The 16480-nt window shown below is 73.6% G+C and carries 15 protein-coding genes; 8 read left to right on the top strand and 7 right to left on the bottom strand.

Annotation, left to right across the window (positions count from 1 at the left end; genetic code table 11):
• Positions 1 to 23: 23 nt before the first annotated feature.
• The 3 genes from Q2K16_RS03455 to Q2K16_RS03445 all read right to left on the bottom strand — a co-directional run bounded on the left by Q2K16_RS03455 (position 24) and on the right by Q2K16_RS03445 (position 2791).
• A complete protein-coding gene (locus Q2K16_RS03455; protein WP_302743500.1) occupies positions 24 to 596 on the bottom strand; it encodes a hypothetical protein in 573 nt (190 codons plus the stop codon).
• An 81-nt stretch (positions 597 to 677) separates the two neighbouring features.
• Positions 678 to 1625 (bottom strand): tRNA (adenine-N1)-methyltransferase, encoded by a 948-nt coding sequence (locus tag Q2K16_RS03450; RefSeq protein ID WP_302746351.1) that lies wholly within the window; start codon positions 1623 to 1625, stop codon positions 678 to 680.
• Between the two features lie 74 nt (positions 1626 to 1699).
• Positions 1700 to 2791: a site-2 protease family protein gene (locus Q2K16_RS03445; protein ID WP_489671897.1), complete on the bottom strand. Its 1092-nt coding sequence runs from the start codon at positions 2789 to 2791 to the stop codon at positions 1700 to 1702.
• A 139-nt stretch (positions 2792 to 2930) separates the two neighbouring features.
• On the opposite strand from Q2K16_RS03445, the gene Q2K16_RS03440 reads away from it, so the two are divergent.
• The 5 genes from Q2K16_RS03440 to Q2K16_RS03420 all read left to right on the top strand — a co-directional run bounded on the left by Q2K16_RS03440 (position 2931) and on the right by Q2K16_RS03420 (position 9565).
• The gene (locus Q2K16_RS03440; RefSeq protein ID WP_302743498.1) at positions 2931 to 3842 is read left to right on the top strand and encodes a RecB family exonuclease; all 912 of its coding nucleotides are present in this window, start codon (positions 2931 to 2933) and stop codon (positions 3840 to 3842) included.
• 104 nt (positions 3843 to 3946) lie between these two features.
• A complete protein-coding gene (locus Q2K16_RS03435) occupies positions 3947 to 5140 on the top strand; it encodes a sensor histidine kinase (RefSeq protein WP_302743497.1) in 1194 nt (397 codons plus the stop codon).
• Positions 5141 to 5160: 20 nt separating this feature from the next.
• Positions 5161 to 5892, top strand: coding sequence for a response regulator (locus Q2K16_RS03430; RefSeq protein WP_364312804.1), 732 nt, complete (start codon positions 5161 to 5163; stop codon positions 5890 to 5892).
• A gap of 353 nt (positions 5893 to 6245) precedes the next feature.
• A complete protein-coding gene (locus Q2K16_RS03425; protein ID WP_302743496.1) occupies positions 6246 to 7013 on the top strand; it encodes an ABC transporter ATP-binding protein in 768 nt (255 codons plus the stop codon).
• Positions 7013 to 9565 carry an ABC transporter permease gene (locus Q2K16_RS03420; protein WP_302743495.1) on the top strand — a complete coding sequence of 851 codons (2553 nt, stop codon included), beginning with the start codon at positions 7013 to 7015 and terminating at the stop codon, positions 9563 to 9565. The genes Q2K16_RS03425 and Q2K16_RS03420 overlap by 1 nt, the downstream gene beginning before the upstream one ends.
• Before the next feature lie 72 nt (positions 9566 to 9637).
• Here Q2K16_RS03420 and Q2K16_RS03415 read toward each other — a convergent pair whose 3' ends face one another.
• From Q2K16_RS03415 to Q2K16_RS03405, 3 genes are all read right to left on the bottom strand, one after another.
• Complete coding sequence (locus Q2K16_RS03415; RefSeq protein WP_302743494.1) at positions 9638 to 10285, bottom strand: HAD family hydrolase; 648 nt, start codon at positions 10283 to 10285, stop codon at positions 9638 to 9640.
• Between the two features lie 119 nt (positions 10286 to 10404).
• Positions 10405 to 11172, bottom strand: a complete 768-nt coding sequence (locus Q2K16_RS03410; protein ID WP_302743493.1) for a neutral zinc metallopeptidase — start codon at positions 11170 to 11172, stop codon at positions 10405 to 10407.
• Between the two features lie 117 nt (positions 11173 to 11289).
• Entirely contained in the window at positions 11290 to 11493 is a 204-nt protein-coding gene (locus Q2K16_RS03405; protein ID WP_302743492.1) for a hypothetical protein, read from the bottom strand.
• A 204-nt stretch (positions 11494 to 11697) separates the two neighbouring features.
• Between Q2K16_RS03405 and Q2K16_RS03400 the strand changes: the two genes are divergently transcribed.
• From Q2K16_RS03400 to Q2K16_RS03390, 3 genes are all read left to right on the top strand, one after another.
• Positions 11698 to 12834 (top strand): M20 family metallopeptidase, encoded by a 1137-nt coding sequence (locus Q2K16_RS03400; protein ID WP_302743491.1) that lies wholly within the window; start codon positions 11698 to 11700, stop codon positions 12832 to 12834.
• A 74-nt stretch (positions 12835 to 12908) separates the two neighbouring features.
• Positions 12909 to 14057: a carboxylate-amine ligase gene (locus Q2K16_RS03395; RefSeq protein WP_302743490.1), complete on the top strand. Its 1149-nt coding sequence runs from the start codon at positions 12909 to 12911 to the stop codon at positions 14055 to 14057.
• A gap of 177 nt (positions 14058 to 14234) precedes the next feature.
• The gene (locus Q2K16_RS03390) at positions 14235 to 14834 is read left to right on the top strand and encodes a nitroreductase family protein (protein WP_302746350.1); all 600 of its coding nucleotides are present in this window, start codon (positions 14235 to 14237) and stop codon (positions 14832 to 14834) included.
• Here Q2K16_RS03390 and Q2K16_RS03385 read toward each other — a convergent pair.
• A complete protein-coding gene (locus Q2K16_RS03385; protein ID WP_302743489.1) occupies positions 14818 to 16362 on the bottom strand; it encodes an NAD(P)-binding domain-containing protein in 1545 nt (514 codons plus the stop codon). The genes Q2K16_RS03390 and Q2K16_RS03385 overlap by 17 nt on opposite strands.
• Positions 16363 to 16480 lie beyond the last annotated feature (118 nt).

Here is a 16480-nt window from a genome sequence, read left to right as displayed (position 1 = left end):
CCGCCCACGGCCCGGTCGCGGTGCTACAGCAGCGGGCGGCCGACCACCGAGGCGACCAGCCGGGCGAACTCCTCCAGCCGGGCGATCTGGCCGGCCCCGCCGTCGTCGAGCGTCTTGCCGAAGCGCAGCGCGTCGTGCCGGGGCGCGCCCACCATCTCGTCACCGGGTGGGGCCTCGTCCAGCGAGGTGAGCAGCAGGTAGACGTCGATGCTGTCCACCCGGACGTCGCCGTTCTCGGCCCGGGTCAGCCGCCGGCGGCAGCCCACCTCGGTGACCGTGGAGATCGGCACCACCCGCAGCGACGACGTCATCGACCCGGGCGGGCCCTCCCCCGGCGGCACGTCCTCGCCGTGCCAGAGCACCAGCCGGCTGCCGTCGCAGACGACGACCTCCTGCCACACCCCGTTGACCTCGTTGACGAACCGTTCAAGGGTGAAGCCGAGCACCGAGGCGCCCCGCAGCACCCCGCCGAGCGCCTCCAGGGCGATGTCCGGGTCGCGCAGGTAGGCCCGCGCCGCCGACTCCAGATCCTGGTACGGCGACCAGTCGGGGAACACGGCCGGCAGCTCACCGCCGCCGAAGCCCGGCCGGCTCATGCGCACTCCCCGCGGTCACACCGTCGGCCCGCACCGGCCGTCGGGTTCTGCCCGTTCACGCCCAGCTGCTCCGATCCGCCGTCACGGCCGGTCCCGCCCGTCGGCTCCGGCGGCCGACGCGGCGGCGGTGGCCTGCTGCGCCGCCGCGTCCCGGGCCGCCGCCGCCTCCCGCAACGCCTGCTTGCGTTCCGCGTACGCCTCGGCGCCCTTGCTGGGCTTGCGGCGGCGCGGCGGCGCGGTGACGCCCGGAGCGAGCTTACGCGCGGAGACCAGGAACGCGGTGTGCGCGATCATCCGGTGGTCGGGCCGGACGGCGAGCCCCTCGGCGTGCCAGTCGCGCACCAGCGACTCCCAGGCCCGCGGCTCGGTCCAGCCGCCCCGCTCGCGCAGCGCCTCGACCAGCTCGGACAGCTGCGGGGTGGTCGCCACGTAGCCGATGAACACGCCGCCGGGCAGCAGCGCCCGCTCGACCATGTCGAGGGTCTCCCAGGGGGTGAGCATGTCCAGGATGATCCGGTCGAAACCGGTCTCCGGGCAGTCGGCGACGTCGCCGACGTGCAGCCGCCAGGCCGGGTGCGGCGCGCCGAAGAACGCCTCCACGTTGCGCCTGGCGATCTGGGCGAAGTCGTCGCGCACCTCGTAGGAGTGCAGCTCGCCGCCGGTGCCGACGGCGCGCAGCAGGGAGCAGCTCAGCGCCCCGGAGCCGGCGCCGGCCTCCAGCACCTTCGCGCCGGGGAAGATGTCACCCATCGCGACGATCTGCGCCGAGTCCTTCGGATAGATCACCTGGGCGCCGCGCGGCATGGACAGCACGTAGTCCGACAGCAGCGGACGCAGCGCCAGGAACGCCGTCCCGCCGCCGGCGGTGCTGACCACACTGCCGTCGGGCTGCCCGATCAACGCGTCGTGCGCCAGGATGCCCCGGTGGGTGTGGAACTCCTTGCCGGGCTCCAGGGTGACCGTGTGCATCCTCCCCTTCGGGTCGGTCAGCTGCACCCGGTCACCGGGGCGGAACGGGCCCCGGTGCACCGGGGGGAGTTCCGCGACGGCGGTGGACGTCGGTGTGCCGTTGGGGGCCGGGAGGGCGGGGGGATGTGCTGCGGTCACCTGTTCATCTTCCGTGTGGGTTCGAGGACCTGGGCGAGATCCGCGATGTGCAGAACGCCGACCACATCTTCGCCTGCCGTCACCACGTAGCGCGCGCCCGGGTGGGCCTGGACGGCCGCCATCAGCCGCTCGCCGTCGAGACCGAGCGGCACCGCCGGCAGCGCGGCCAGCGGCCGGGCCACCGCGTCCACCCCGAGCCAGGGCCGCCGGCCCACCGGCACGGCGTCCGCCGCGGCCGGGTCGACCAGGGCGACCGGCCGGCCCGCGCCGTCGACGACCAGCACGGCGGATCCGGGTGGGCCCTGCTCGGCGTGCCGGCGCTGCGCCTCGGCCAGCGGCGTGCCGGTGGGCACGGCGACGACCGGGCGGGCCAGCCGGGCCAGGTCGAGCAGCGGCACCCGGCGGCTGATCCGGGCGTACCGGATCGACTGCCCGGCGCCGCGCCAGAGGGTGACCGCGACCAGCAGCATCAGCGGCAGCGCCAGCGGCACCAGCACCCGCTCGACGGTGAGCAGCACGACCAGCCCGGCGGTGCCCACCGCGACGGCCCGCCCGACCCAGCCGGCGACCTCGGTGGCCCGGTGCCGGTCGCGGGTGATCCGCCACAGCACGGCGCGCAGCGCCCGGCCGCCGTCCAGGGGCAGACCGGGCAGCACGTTGAACACGGCGACGATGACGTTGCTCAACGCCAGTTGCAGCGCGAGCTGGTGGGCCAGGGTGTGGTCGGGGGTGGCCAGGGTGGCGGCCACGGCGAGCCCGCCGAGCAGCGCCGAGACGGCCGGGCCGGCCAGCGAGACCAGCAGTTCCACCCGGGGGGTGGGGGCGTCCCGGTCCATCTCGGTGTATCCGCCGAGCAGTTCCAGGGTGATCCCACGCACACCGATGCCGTGCCGGCGGGCGGTCAGCGCGTGCCCCAGCTCGTGCAGCAGGACCGAGCCGAGCAGCGACACCACGAAGCCGAGGCCGATCAGGTAGCCGCCGAGCGGGGACAGGCCGAGCCGGTCCCGGGCGAACTCGGCGTAGGTGACGGTCACCAGCAGGGTGAGCAGCAGCATCGACACGTTGAGGTGCAGCGGCACCCCGAACACCCGGCCGACGGTCAGGCCGCTGCGGGGGCGGCGCGGCGGGCGGGCACGGGACTCCACCGCCCCGATGCTACGCGCCGACCTGATCATGCCCGGTGCGGCGAGCGCGGCCCTGTCACACCGGTGTCCTAACCTTCGGGGCATGACGGCGGAACCGGTGATCGACCAGCAGCATCCTCCGGCGGCGCTGCCCGCCACGGTCCGGGCCTCGCTGTCGCCGTCGCGGGCGGCCGACTTCAAGACCTGCCCGCTGCTCTACCGGTTCCGCAGCATCGACCGGCTGCCCGAGCGGCCCAGCGTCGAGCAGGCCCGGGGCACCCTGGTGCATGCGGTGCTGGAGCGGTTGTTCGACCTGCCGGCGGGCGGGCGCACCCCGCAGGCCGCCGGCGACCTGGTCGGCCCGCAGTGGGACCGGCTGGTCACCGAGCAGCCCGAGCTGGCCGGGCTGTTCGACCCGGGCGACGAGCCGGGCACCGCCGAGTTCCTCCGGTCGGCGGCGGCCCTGCTGGAGGGCTACTTCGCGGTGGAGGACCCGCGTCGGTTGGAGCCCGCCGAGCGGGAGAGCCTGATCTCCGCGGTGGTCGACGACGAGCTGCTCATCCGGGGTTACCTCGACCGGCTCGACGTGGCGCCCGACGGGGCGCTGCGGGTGGTCGACTACAAGACCGGCGGCGCGCCGCGGGAGGCGTTCGAGGCGCGGGCGCTGTTCCAGTTGAAGTTCTACGCGCTGGTGCTGTGGCGCACCCGGGGCGTGGTGCCGCGGGTGTTGCGCCTGCTCTACCTCAAGGACGCCGAGGTCTGCGACTACTCCCCCGACGCCGACGAGCTGGTGCGGTTCGAGCGTACGGTGGTGGCGCTCTGGCAGGCCATCGAGCAGGCCACCGCCCGGCAGGATTTCCGCCCCCGGCCGAGCCGGCTCTGCGACTGGTGCAACCACCAGGCGCACTGCCCGGCCTTCGGCGGCACCCCGCCGCCGTTTCCCGAGCGGGCCGGGGCGGCCGACCCGTTGCGCGACGCCCGGTCCCGGCCGGCCACCCCGGGCGCCGACGAGTAGCGCCCGCCGTCGGCACCGGGTGGAGATCGGCTCATCCGTGAGGAGGAGACGAGGTTCACCGTCGGCGATGACCTGACGCCCCGGCGGGCGGCTAGCGTCGCGGTATGACCGAGGGACCCGAGCGGTGGTGGGCGCGCCGGCCGCTGGCCGGTGACGCCCTGTTCGCCGGCGCGCTGGTGCTGCTCGAGGTCGCCTTCGTCCTGCTCACCCCGCGCGAGTTCTGGCCCCGGCAGTTGCCGTCCGCGCTGGCCTGGAGCGCGCTGTGCGCGACGCCGGTGGCGCTGCGCCGGGCCGCCCCGTGGCCGGCGGTGGTGGCGGCGCTGGCCACCCTGGCCGTGCCGGCGCTGCTCGGGCACGCCCCGACCACGCAGAGCCTGACGTTCCTGGTGCTGACGTACACGATGGCGGTACACCGGGCGGTGCTGACTGCGGTGGCCGCCACGGTGCTGCTCTGGGTGCCGGTGGCCGCCCTCAACGTGTTCACCCCGCTGGACACCGCGCTCGACGTCAGCCCGGCGTACCTGGTGCTCAACAACCTGCTCACCGCCCTGCTCGCCTACGCGGTGGGGCGGGCGGTGCGGGCCCGGCGCACCTCGCTGCGGGCGCTGCGGGAACGGGCCCGGGCGGCCGAGGGCAACCAGCGGGCGCTGGCCGAGCAGGCGGTGGCCGACGAGCGGCGGCGGATCGCCCGGGAGCTGCACGACGTGGTCGCCCACCACGTCAGCGTGATGGGGGTGCTGGCCACCGGGGCCCGGCGGGTGCTGCACCGGGACCTGGCCTCCGCCGACGAGGCCATCGCCACCATCGAGGACACCAGCCGGGTGACGCTGCGCGAGATGCGCCGGCTGCTGGACGTGCTGCGGACCGACGCGGAGCCCGCCGCCGACCTCACCCCGCAGCCCGGCCTGGCCGGCATCACCGCCCTGGTGGAACAGGTACGCGAGGCGGGGCTGCCGGTCACCCTGGAGGTCACGGAGCCGGTGCCGACGGTCGACGAGGGTGTCGCACTGACGGTGTACCGGATCGCTCAGGAGGCGTTGACGAACGCGCTCAAGCACGCCGGGGCGGCCACCGCGACCGTCCGGCTGGGCGTCGACGACGGCGGCCTGACCGTGGAGATCACCGACACGGGGCGGGGGCCGGAGCCGGGGCCCGGCCGGATCGGGCACGGTCTGGTCGGGATGCGGGAACGGGTGGCGCTCTACGGTGGAACCCTACGGATCGGGCCACGGCCCGGCGGCGGCTTCCGGGTGTACGCGAGAATTCCGGTGGAACCGGCCGGGACGGTCCCGGCGTGACGGGGGAACGGGGACAGCAGATGGGCCAGACGTACGGCAGCCCCCCGTCGTCCGCGCCGGACGGACGGGCCACCGGGCACCCGCCGGGGCGGCCGGTGCGGATCCTGCTCGCCGACGACCAGCCGTTGCTGCGCACCGGGTTCCGGATGGTGCTGGGCACCGAGGACGACCTCGACATCGTCGCCGAGGCCGGGGACGGTCAGGAGGCGGTGGAGCTGTCCCGGCGGCTGCTGCCCGACGTGGTGTTGATGGACATCCGGATGCCCCGGATGGACGGGGTGGCCGCGACCCGGGCGATCGTCGAGGCCCGGTTGCCGGTTCGGGTGCTCATCCTCACCACCTTCGACCTCGACGAGTACGTGGTGGGGGCGTTGCGGGCCGGGGCGAGCGGCTTCCTGGCCAAGGACGTGCCGGCCGACGATCTGGTCACCGCCATCCGGACGGTGGCCGCCGGGGAGGCGGTGGTGGCGCCGCGCATCCTCAGGCGGCTGCTGGACCGGTTCGCCACCGTGCTGCCCGACCCGGCGGCGAGCCCACCGAAGGCGTTGGGCACGTTGACCGAGCGGGAACGGGAGGTGCTCGTCCAGGTGGCCCGGGGGTTGTCCAACGCGGAGATCGCCGCCGCGCTGTCGGTCAGCGAGACGACGATCAAGACGCACGTCGGGCACGTGCTGACCAAGCTGCGGCTGCGTGACCGCGTGCAGGCGGTGGTACTGGCGTACGAGTCGGGGCTGGTCCGCCCGAAGGCGTAGCCGGGCGGCGTCGGATGCCCCTCGGGGCGTACCCAGGGTGAGGCCGGTGGGGGGACGGCAGCGTTGTCCCGCTCACCTACCGTGACGAAAGGCGGTGCGGCACGGTTGACCGTGACGTGGCGTCAGATCCTGACGTCGATGCCGGGCTCCGCCGCAGGGTGGGGCGGCGCGACCCGTCGCCGGCTCAGGGACAACCCTGAGCCGTTCTCCGGGCCGACCCGCAGCGGGAAATCCGCGCCGGGTCAGTCCGTGGTCGGACGGATCCGCGCCGGCCGGCACCGAGGATGGGATCGACCCCACCGACCAGCGGGGGCGGTGGGGGCACACACAGCCAGACGGAAGAGGTAGATGACGTGACCGCGACGGTAGGCCGGCATGAGCAGGCCGCGGCCCGGGCGAACGACGTGTGGAAGGTGTACGGCACCGGCGAGGCGCAGGTCGCCGCGCTGCGGGGGGTCAGCGCCGAGTTCGAGCGGGGCAGGTTCACCGCGATCATGGGCCCGTCGGGCTCGGGCAAGTCGACGCTGATGCACTGCCTGGCCGGGTTGGACTCGGTGAGCAAGGGCACGGTGCAGATCGGCGACACCACGGTGACCGGGCTGGGTGACTCGGGTCTGACGAAGCTGCGCCGGGACAAGGTGGGCTTCATCTTCCAGCAGTTCAACCTGCTGCCCACGCTCACCGCCCAGGAGAACATCCTGCTGCCGATGTCGATCGCCGGCCGCAAGCCCGACCCGGCCTGGTACGACACGGTGATCGACACCGTCGGCCTGCGGGACCGGCTGGGGCACCGGCCGTCGCAGCTCTCCGGTGGCCAGCAGCAGCGGGTCGCCTGCGCGCGGGCGCTGGTCGCCCGACCCGAGGTGATCTTCGCCGACGAGCCGACCGGGAACCTGGACTCCCGTTCCGGCGCGGAGGTGCTCAACTTCCTGCGCAACTCGGTACGCGAACACGGGCAGACCATCGTGATGGTCACCCACGACCCGACGGCCGCCGCGTACGCCGACCGGGTGGTCTTCCTCGCCGACGGGCAGATCGTCTCGGAGCTGATCGAGCCGACCGCCGACACGGTGCTGGACACCATGAAGAAGCTGGACACTCCGGTCGAGGTGGCCGGCTGATGTTACGGGCCACCCTCAAGAGTCTGCTGGCGCGCAAGGTGCGCCTGCTGCTGTCCGGCCTGGCCGTGGTGCTGGGCGTCATGTTCGTCGCGGGGGCGTTCGTGCTCACCGACACGCTGGGCCGCTCGTTCGACGCGGTCTTCGCCGACGCGTACGAGGGCATCGACGTCAACGTCGCAGGCAAGCCCAAGGTGGCGCTCGGCGAGATGCAGGGCGAGCAGGTGCCGACCACGGTGCCGGCGGCGACCGTGCAGCGGATCGCCGGGGTGCCCGGGGTGGCCGAGGCCACCGGGGTGGTCAACACCGACGGGGCCCAGCTGATCGGCGGCAACGGCAAGGTGGTCACCTCGTTCGGTCCGCCGCAGCTCGGGGCGAACTGGCGGGGCGAGAGCGACCTGGTGAAGCTGCGGGAGGGCCGGGAGCCGCGGGCGGACGACGAGATCGTCGTCAACGCGGCGCTGGCGCAGGCGGGCGGGGTGAAGGTCGGCGACCGGGTCGGGGTGCTGACCCCGTTGACGCCGAAGCAGACCTTCACCCTGGTCGGGGTCTTCGGCTACAGCGGTGACCGGGACTCCATCGGCGGGGTCAACGAGATCGCCTTCACCACGCCGGTGGCGCAGCGGCTGCTGCTGGGCGAGCGGGACGCCTTCACCAACGTCACCGTCCGGGCTGCCCCCGGGGTCGGCGACGCCACGTTGCGCGACGACGTGGCCCGGACGCTCGGCGACGGATTCGAGGTCAAGACCGGCGCGCAGTTGTCGGCGGACGCCTCGGCGAGCCTGAAGGAGGGGCTGTCCTTCTTCAACAAGATCCTGCTCGGGTTCGCCGCCGTCGCGCTGCTGGTGGGCACGTTCCTCATCCTCAACACCTTCTCGATCATCGTGGCGCAGCGGACCCGGGAGCTGGCCCTGATGCGGGCGATCGGGGCCAGCGGCCGGCAGATCATCGGTTCGGTGGTGCTGGAGGCGGTGGCGATCGGCCTGATCGCCTCGGTGCTGGGGCTGGGCGCCGGCATCGGCATCGGCGCGCTGCTGGCGTACGTCTTCGGCAACCTGGCCGGCGGGTTGACGCTGGCCGGAATCGGCGTCCCGGCGTCGGCGGTGATCGGCTCGTTCGCGGTCGGCCTGCTGATCACGGTGGTGGCGGCGCTGCTGCCGGCGCTGCGGGCCGCACGCATCCCGCCGATCGCGGCGATGCAGGACGTGGCCAACCCGGACCGTCCGTTGACCCGGGTCACCGTGACCGGCGGGGTGATCACCGGGATCGGCGCGGTGCTGTTGTTCCTCGGGCTCAGCGGCAACGCCGGGGACAACACGCTGCCGGTCATCCTGGGTGGGGTGCTGTTCGCCTTCATCGGGGTGGCGCTGCTGACCCCGCTGATCAGCCGCCCGGTGGTGTCCCTGCTGGGGGCGGTCTTCGCCTGGTCGGTGCCGGGCAAGCTGGGTCGGCTCAACTCCGGCCGCAACCCGCGCCGGACGGCGATCACGGCGGCGGCGCTGATGGTCGGCATCGCCCTGGTGACCGGGGTGACGGTGATCCTGGACTCGGCGAAGGGCAGCATCGGCGCGCTGGCCCAGGACACCATCAAGGCCGAGCTGGTGATCTCGGGGGCGTCGACCGGTCCGCGTCCGGCGAGCTTCGACCCGGCGGTGCTGACGAAGGTGGCGGCGCTGCCGGGTGTGCAGCTGGCCGACGGCGAGTACGGCGACATGGGCATGGTCGACGGGAAGGTCACCTGGCTGGCCGCGTCCAGCGACGTGACCGCGTTGCAGCGGATCTTCGGGGCCAAGACGACCGCCGGTGACATCAGCCGGCTCGGCCCGGACCAGATGCTGTTCAGCTCCGACGCCGCCAGGTCCCGCAACATCTCGGTCGGGTCGACGGTGACCGTGCAGGCCTCCCGGGGTGAGCCGCGCACCTACACGGTCAGCGGCATCTACGAGAGTTCCGAGCTGACCAGCCCGGTGCAGTTGCCGCCGCAGGCGGTGAAGGACTTCGCCATCCCGAAGCCCAACCAGGGGTTCATCCAGCTGGCCCCGGGGACCCGGGTGGCGGACGTGCAGCCGCAGGTGGAGGCGCTGCTGGCCGACAGCCCGGAGGTGTCGGTGGCCGACCGGGACGCGTTCATCGAACAGCAGACCGGCTCGCTGGACAGCCTGCTCACGATGATCCAGATCCTGTTGGCGCTGGCGATCGTGATCGCGGTGCTCGGCATCGTGAACACGCTGGCCCTGTCGGTGCTGGAGCGGACCCGCGAGTTGGGCCTGCTGCGGGCGATCGGGCTGCGCCGGGCGCAGACCATGCGGATGATCACCGTGGAGGCGGTGGTGATCTCGGTCTTCGGGGCGCTGCTCGGGATCGTGGTGGGCGTCGGTCTCGGTGCCGCGGTGGTCCGGGCGCTCAAGGACGACGGCATCACCGACCTGATCCTGCCGTGGGGTCAGATGGGGCTGTTCCTGCTGCTGGCGGCCGTCATCGGCGTGGTCGCGGCGGTGCTCCCGGCGGTGCGGGCGGCCCGGATCAACGTGCTGGGCGCGATCGCGCACGACTGATCCCGTCCGCCGCGAGGGGGTTCCGCCGGCCGGCGGGACCCCCTCCGTCGTGGCCGCGCGGGTCCGGGCGGCTCAGGCGGGTGGCGCACCGAGCAGCGCCGCCAGCAGCTCCAGATCCGCACCGGTCAGGCTCTCCACCTGGTGTACGCCCTCGGTCGGCGGAACCGGCACCTCCGCCGGTACGGCCAGCACCGCCGCACCGGCGGCGAGCGCGCTGGCCACCCCGGTCGGCGAGTCCTCGATCGCCACGCAGCGGCCGATCGGCACGTCGAGCAGCCGGGCGGCGGTCAGGTACGGCTCGGGGTGCGGTTTGGCCGAGTCCACCTCGTCGCCGCAGACCACGGCGTCGAAGCTGTCCCGGCCGAGGGTGTCCAGGGCGACCTCGACCAGCGGCCGGCCGCTGGAGGTGACCAGGGCGGTGGGGATGCCGGCGGCGCGGACCGCCCGCAGCAGGGTCAGCGCGCCCGGCCGCCAGCGCAGCCCGGTGCGGAACAGCTCCAGGATCCGCGCGTTGATCCACTCGGCGCTGGCCTGCGGGTCCCGCTCGGGTTGGCCGAGGTCGTCGTGGAGGATGCGCATCGACGCGGCCATCGCGGTGCCGATCATCGCCCGCCGGGCCGGACCGGAGAGCGTTCCCCCGTAGACGGCAGCCAACTCGTGCAGGGCGACGTCCCAGAGCTTCTCGCTGTCGACCAGGGTGCCGTCCATGTCGAAGAGCACGGCGGCGGGGTGTGGGCTGCTCAGCGGAATCCTCCTGGCGCTCGCGGGTGGTCTCCGGGCGATCCTGCCAGGCCGGCCCGGGACGCGTGCCGCCGTACCGGCCGGACGTGACCTGCTCCTCAGCGCAGGTTGCAGGCGCCCAGGGAGCGCTCGTAGCCGCGGAAGAACCAGTCGGTGCGCTGTTCGGCGGTGCCGTGCGAGCCTTCGGCGAACCACGGCTGGTCGGGGTCGTCGCCGACGGCGAGCAGCCCGTCACGGAACTCGTCGAGGTCTCCGGCGTCGAGTCTCAGGGTGCCGTCGCGGACCGAGTCGCCGAGGTACGCCCCGGCCATGCAGTCGGCCTGCAACTCCTGCTGGATGGTGAAGTCGGCGCGCAGGCCGAGGCGGACCTGGATGCCGTGGGCGTACTCGTGGCCCAGCAGGTAGAACACGAACGCGTCACCGACCTGCCGGAACGCCGACACCGACCAGTTGACGTCGTAGGCGATGAAGTCGCCCCGGGAGCAGTAGACGGCGTTGTTGCGCGGCAGTGCCTGCCCGGCGCAGGAGACCTCGCCCTCGCGCTGGTAGGGCACGATCCGGCTGATCGGGCGGAACTGTCGGCCGGAGGCCCGGAACTGGGCGGCCCAGTAGCGTTCGGCGATGGTGACGGCGTCGTCGATGTCGCTCTTGAACTCGGCCACGCTGGTGGTGCCGTCGGCGCGGGTGGTCTCCGCCTCGGGCGAGGCGGGGGCCGCCGGGCGCGACGGCTGCCGGGGGGCCGGCTCCCGGGGTTCCTGCGGGCCGCTCTCCCCCACCCCGCCGGCCGCGCAGCCGACCGCCACCACCAGCGCCGTCAGCGCGGCGAGCAGTGGTCCGTGCGAGCGGCGTCGCGAGCCTGCCGTCACCGTGTGCCTCCCAGGCGTGCCGGTCCTGCGGTCGGTGGGTACCCCGACCGTGGAACGATCATGCCCGGCCGGCGTCCCGTTGACCATGGGCGACCCGGATCGACTCGGCCCGGGTGGTCACCAGGGCTGGCCCCCGTAGATCGTCCCACCCTGACTGGTGTGCCGCTCCACCTCGTACCGGTGCCGCCTGGACTGGGCCTCCTGCCCGGCGGCCCCGTTCTCGGCCCCGACGGTGCGGGCCCGGTCGCGCCAGGCGACCCAGCCGACCGTGCCGATCATCACCAGTGCCGCACCACCGAGCACCACCCACATCGTCGTCATGGGGTCACGATAGGTGACCGCCGCCATCCGCCCGGTCGGCGGTGGCGGCGGCCCGGGTCCCGCCGCCGGGCTGCGCCTGCTCGACGCGCCGGCCGACGCCGGGGACGGTGAGCACGGCAACGGATGACCGTCGCCGGGCGGCGCTGCGATGGTGGACGGGTCGCCTGGCCAGGCCCGTCACTGTCTTCGAAGCTGGAGGGCTCGATGGACCATCCGCGCGATCTGCTCGACGCCGCGACGAAACTGCGCACCGAGATGGTGGACCGGCTGGCTGTCCTGGTCGCCGCCGAGTCGGCCCCGGGCGACCTGCCCCACCTGGAGTCCTGCGCCGACCTGCTCGCCGGCTGGGGCGAGCAGGTGCTCGGCCGGCCCGCCGAACGCGTCGTCGTCGACGGGCTGCCGCACCTGCTGTGGCCGGCGGCCCGGCAACGGGTGCTGCTGCTCGGCCACTTCGACACGGTCTTCCCCACCGGCACCATCCGCTCCCGGCCCTTCACCGTACGCGGGGACGTCGCCACCGGCCCCGGGGTGTGCGACATGAAGGCCGGCATCGTGCAGATGTTCACCGCACTGGGCCTGCTGGCCGACACCTCCCGGGTGGGGGTGCTGCTCACCTGCGACGAGGAGAGCGGCTCCGGCACCTCCCGGCCGCTGATCGAACGCGAGGCGCGCCGCTCGGACGCCGTGCTGGTCTGCGAGGCGGCCACCCCGGACGGACAGGTGAAGGTGGCCCGCAAGGGCGGCTCGGTGTACCGGGTCATCGTGCAGGGACGGGCCGCCCACGCCGGGGTGGAACCCCAGCGGGGGGTGAACGCCACCGTCGAGGTCGCCCACCAGATCCTCACGCTGCGCGCCCTCGGCGCGGGGCACAGCGCCGGCACCTCGGTCACCCCGACCCTGTTGGCGGCGGGCACCACCACCAACACGGTGCCGGAGCTGGCCAGCCTGGCAGTCGACGTGCGGGCGTGGACCAGCGCCGAACTCGAACGCGTCGACCGGGCCATCCACGGGCTGGTGCCGTTCCTGCCCGAGGCGACGGTGGCGGTGGAGGGTCGTATCGGCCGGCATCCGATGCCCCCGGAGCTGGCCCGGCCGCTGCTGGAGATCGCCCAGTCGGTCGCCGCCCGGCTCGGCCTGCCGGCGCTGACCGGGGCGCACGCGGCGGGCGCGTCCGACGGCAACTTCACGGCCGCGCTGGGGGTGCCGACCCTGGACGGGTTGGGCGCGGTGGGTGGTGGGGCGCACGCCCGCGACGAGTACGTCCACCTCGACCGGATGCCGGAGCGTACCGCCCTGCTGGCCGGTCTGGTCGACCAACTGTCCATGAAGGAGTGCGACTGAGCGCGGCCCGGCCGACGGGGCCGTAGGCTACCCCCTGTCGGCGAGGGACCGACGGGCAGGGGTCGGACGCGCACATGAGTACGGCACAGCGGTCGGGGTCGTCCATTCCCCTGCTCGGCGTCGAGGAGGAGTTCCTCGTCGTCGACGCCGAGCGGGGCGAGGTGACGCCGCAGGCCGCCACCGTGGTCGACCGGGCCCGTCCGGCGCTCGGCGGCCGGGTGGGTGGCGAGATCACCGAACTGCAGATCGAGACCCGCACCGATCCCTGCCACGCGGTGGCGGATCTGCACGCGCAACTCGTCGAGGCGCGGACGGCGTTGCAGGTGGCGGCGGGTCGGGACGGGCTGCGGGTGGTCGCCACCGCCTCGCCGGTGCTCGGTCCGGCGGTGCCGCCACCGATCACCCAGGGGCCACGGCAGGACCGGGGCAACGCCACCTACCGGGGGCTGCACGACGACCTGGCGATCTGCGCGGTGCACGTGCACGTGGAGCAGCCGGACCGGGACCGGGCGGTGCTGGTCGGCAACCACCTGCGTCCGCACCTGCCGGTGCTGTTGGCCCTCACCGCCAACTCGCCCTTCTGGCGCGAACGCGACACCGGCTACGCGAGCTGGCGCAGCCTGACCTGGCAGCGCTGGCCGGTGGCCGGGCCGCCGCCGTTCCTGACCTCGGCCCGGGAGTACGACGCCCACATCGACCTGCTGCTCGACGCGGGCGCGATGGTCGACTCGGGGACGATCTTCTGGGACCTGCGGCTGTCGGCCCGTCATCCCACCCTTGAGGTGCGGGTGGCCGACATGCCGATCACCGCCGCCGAGTCCGCCGGGTTCGCCGCGCTGGTCCGGGCCCTGGCGATGGTCGCCGCGACGGCCGTCGAGCGGGGCGACGAGGGGCCCCGCACCGACCCGGACCTGATGCGGCTGGCGTACTGGCGGGCGGCCCGCGACGGGATGGGCGGCCACGGTGTCGAGGTCGGCACCGGCCGGCTGCTGCCCGCCGGGGTGCTCGCCGCGCAGCTGGTCGAGCTGGCCCGGCCGGCGTTGGAGGAGACCGGCGACGGTCCCCGGGTCCAGCGGTGGCTGGCCGGGCTGGCGGCCGACGGCGACGGGGCGGCCCGGCAGCGGGCGGCGGCGGCCGGGGGCCGGCTCACCGACGTGGTCGCCGCGCTGGTCACCGCGACCGCTCCGGACGTGCCCGATGGGCAAGACAGCACACTGGCGTAACGACGAAGCGGCCCGTCTCGGAAATGCTGGGAGCAGCCGCCCCGCGCGGCCCTCACGTCCACTGTGGAGCGAGGGTCGGCGGTGGTCGGCAGCGGTTCTCCCAGGGAGGCGACGATGGCCGACACGGTCCTGCTACCCACCGTCCCGATCCGACTCGAACGCCGTCCGGCGGCGGACATGGTCCGCGCGGCGGAGGCGTTCGCCGAGCAGATGGCCCGCCGCCGATCGGTGCGCGACTTCGCCCCCGACCCGATACCCGAGGGGGTGGTCGAGGCGGCGATCAGGGCCGCCTCGACCGCCCCCAGCGGGGCCAACGTGCAGCCGTGGCGGTTCGTCGTGCTGACCGACCCGGCCCGCAAGCGCCGGCTGCGTGCGGCGGCCGAGGCCGAGGAACGCGACTTCTACCAGCGGCGCGCGCCGCAGGAGTGGCTGGGTGCGATCGCCGCGCTCGGCACCGACTGGGAGAAGCCGTTCCTGGAGACCGCACCCGCCGTCATCGTCGTGTTCGAGGTGCACCAGGGGCCGCACAGCCCCAAGCCGTACTACGTCAAGGAATCCGTCGGCATCGCGGTCGGCCTGCTGATCACCGCGCTGCACCAGGTCGGGCTGGCCACCCTGACGCACACGCCCAGCCCGATGCGGTTCCTCAACGAGGTGTGCGAACGCCCGCCTGAGGAACGACCGAACCTGGTGCTGCCGGTCGGGTACCCGGCGCCGGACGCGCGGGTGCCCGACCTGGCCCGCAAACCGCTCGACGAGGTCATGATCCGTCAGTGAGGTCCCTGCCGAGGAAGCGCACCAGTGGCTCCACGTGCCGGTCCGGCCGCCGCCACTCGGCCAGCAGGTCCTCCAGCAGGTGCTGCTCGGCCACCAGTTCGCCGTGGCGGTAGCGCCGGATCACCGGGTGGATGAAGGCGCTCTCCCGGGCCCGGTCCGGGGTCGGGTGCCGCTCGATGGCGAACACGTCGCCGTAGTCGTCGCGGCCCCAGCGCAGGGCCAGGGTGTAGCAGTGGGCGGAGTCGGCGAAGCGCTGCACGGCGTAGTCCTCCGGCAGGTCCTCGTAGTGCCGGAAGTCGCCGGTGGCGTCGTCGCGGACGAAGACGTCGCAGAGGTACTCGAACTGGGTCCACAGCGCCGAACTCCAGTTGACCCGGTCGAGCATCACCTTGGTCAGCGAGGCCGGCTCGCCCGGCGCGGTGGCGACGGGCAGCGGCACGTCGTCGTACCGCTCCCGCAGCAGCCGGGTGAAGGTACGCAGGTTGTACCGGAACCCGTCGATGAACGGCGACGAGGCGTGCTTCACATCCCGCGCCTGGGCGATGGTGCCGGCGAAGTACAGGTCGTCGACGTTGCTCGACTGCCAGTCGGGGCGCAGGCCCGGCATCCGGCCGTCGCGCACCATGTCCGGGGCGCAGGAGGCGTCGAACAGGGAGGTGTCCATCCGGAAGCCGGTGCAGCGCAGCACCTCGTGGTAGTCGAGCTCGGCGGTCTCGCCCTGGGCGTGGGTGTAGGTGATCGAGACGCGGAACCTGCCGTCGACCGGCCGGATCTCGTCGATGGTGCAGTCGAGCACCGAGTGCAGCGTCTTGAACTGGTAGCTGTCGAGGATCGCGCCGTACTGGCCCCGGACGTCGCCGGGGTGCTTGGTGTTCCAGGCCAGCCGCAGCGGCTGCCGGCTGGCCAGGTGCACCATCGAGGCCTTGCCCAGGATCGACGAGGCGGTCTCGAACGCCGAGTTGCCCTTGCCGATGATCAGGACCCGCTTGCCGGCGTACCGGTCGGGGTCGACGTCCATCTCCTCGTAGCCGGTGGCGTGCTCGATGCCCTTGATGTCCGGCACGAACGGCCGCCCCCAGCCGGTCGCCACGATCAGGCACCGCGCCCGCACCACCCCCCGGTCGGTACGGACGGTGAACCCGTCGTCCTCCCGGGAGACGTGCTCGACGGTGGTGCCGTAGCGGACCCGGAGCTGGTGCACCCGCTGGAACTCGGCGAGGTACCGCACCAGGTCGTCGGCGGCCGGCAGGTATTCCTGGCTGAAGTGGGGGAACAGCAGCTCCGGGTCGTCGTTGAGCAGCGAGTTCCAGTCCCACCGCAGTCGGATCTCGGGGTCGCTGCTGTCGGTGTGCACCTTGTTGAGCGAGATCAGGCGGCGGTGGCGCGGGAACCGCCGGAAGAAGCCCCCCGGCTCGGCGCCACGTTCGAGCGTCAGGTAGTCGGCACCCTGCTGCTGAAGGTAGTAACTCAGCTGTAGGCCGGCGGGCCCGGCTCCGACGATGACGTACGTGTGCGCGGTGTCGACCATCAGGCAAACCCTTCGATGCGGAGGCGGTTCCTCCGACGATGAAGTGGACCACGAGTCGTGTCAATGGTGGACGGCCGGGCGACGGCGGTCGGGTCCCCCGGGGACGGCGGCGGAGGGC

The organism is Micromonospora cynarisoli, from assembly GCF_030518815.1.
GTDB lineage: Bacteria > Actinomycetota > Actinomycetes > Mycobacteriales > Micromonosporaceae > Micromonospora > Micromonospora wenchangensis.
The sequence above is the reverse complement of the archived record's forward strand: the minus strand, read 5'-3'. Positions and strand labels throughout refer to the sequence as shown.

What these genes read in the sequence shown, in the direction of transcription:
- Q2K16_RS03390 (WP_302746350.1), top strand. Translation starts at nt 14,235, where the DNA reads ATGGTCCGCGCGGCGGAGGCGTTCGCCGAGCAGATGGCCCGCCGCCGA.
- Q2K16_RS03440 (WP_302743498.1), top strand. Translation starts at nt 2,931, where the DNA reads ATGACGGCGGAACCGGTGATCGACCAGCAGCATCCTCCGGCGGCGCTG.
- Q2K16_RS03430 (WP_364312804.1), top strand. Translation starts at nt 5,161, where the DNA reads ATGGGCCAGACGTACGGCAGCCCCCCGTCGTCCGCGCCGGACGGACGG.
- Q2K16_RS03435 (WP_302743497.1), top strand. Translation starts at nt 3,947, where the DNA reads ATGACCGAGGGACCCGAGCGGTGGTGGGCGCGCCGGCCGCTGGCCGGT.
- Q2K16_RS03405 (WP_302743492.1), bottom strand. Translation starts at nt 11,493, where the DNA reads ATGACGACGATGTGGGTGGTGCTCGGTGGTGCGGCACTGGTGATGATC.
- Q2K16_RS03455 (WP_302743500.1), bottom strand. Translation starts at nt 596, where the DNA reads ATGAGCCGGCCGGGCTTCGGCGGCGGTGAGCTGCCGGCCGTGTTCCCC.
- Q2K16_RS03420 (WP_302743495.1), top strand. Translation starts at nt 7,013, where the DNA reads ATGTTACGGGCCACCCTCAAGAGTCTGCTGGCGCGCAAGGTGCGCCTG.
- Q2K16_RS03395 (WP_302743490.1), top strand. Translation starts at nt 12,909, where the DNA reads ATGAGTACGGCACAGCGGTCGGGGTCGTCCATTCCCCTGCTCGGCGTC.
- Q2K16_RS03385 (WP_302743489.1), bottom strand. Translation starts at nt 16,362, where the DNA reads ATGGTCGACACCGCGCACACGTACGTCATCGTCGGAGCCGGGCCCGCC.
- Q2K16_RS03400 (WP_302743491.1), top strand. Translation starts at nt 11,698, where the DNA reads ATGGACCATCCGCGCGATCTGCTCGACGCCGCGACGAAACTGCGCACC.